General features: G+C 60.8%; 1 pseudogene. It reads left to right on the top strand.

The features are described from left to right. Window positions 1-92 precede the first annotated feature (92 nt). Window positions 93-536: pseudogene (locus EOA27_RS43080) on the top strand (mechanosensitive ion channel domain-containing protein); the annotation flags it as partial.

Here is a 536-nt window from a genome sequence, read left to right on the forward strand (position 1 = left end):
GGGTCAATTTCGTCCTGCGGCCGGGTTCGGAAGATGCCGGCCGGCCTACGATCCCGGCGGTCACGATCGCTGTCATCGATCGCGCAGTCCGGATGATCTTGATCCTGGCGGCGGCTTACCTTCTTGCGAGTGCCTGGGGTCTGGACATGCAGTCGATGCAGGACAGCAACACGACGACCACGCTCATATTGCGCGGCTTGATCAATGTCATTGTCATTGCGCTGGCAGCCGATTTCGGCTGGTCGATCATCAAGGCATTGATCGAGAGAAAGCTGGGCATCGAAGCGCACGCGGTGATCAGCGACGAGGAGATGCCGGTCGTCGATCCGCAGCAGGCGCGGCTGCGCACGCTCTTGCCCATCATCCAAAACATTCTACTGGCAGTGATCGTCGTCATGGCGGTGCTGATGATGCTCGCTTCGGTCGGTATCCAGATCGGCCCCCTGATCGCGGGCGCCGGCGTCGTTGGCGTCGCTGTGGGTTTTGGCGCACAAACCCTCGTCAAGGACGTGATCTCGGGCGTGTTCTATCTGCTC

It is taken from the genome of Mesorhizobium sp. M2A.F.Ca.ET.037.01.1.1 (genome assembly GCF_003998075.1).
Classification (GTDB): Bacteria; Pseudomonadota; Alphaproteobacteria; order Rhizobiales; family Rhizobiaceae; genus Mesorhizobium.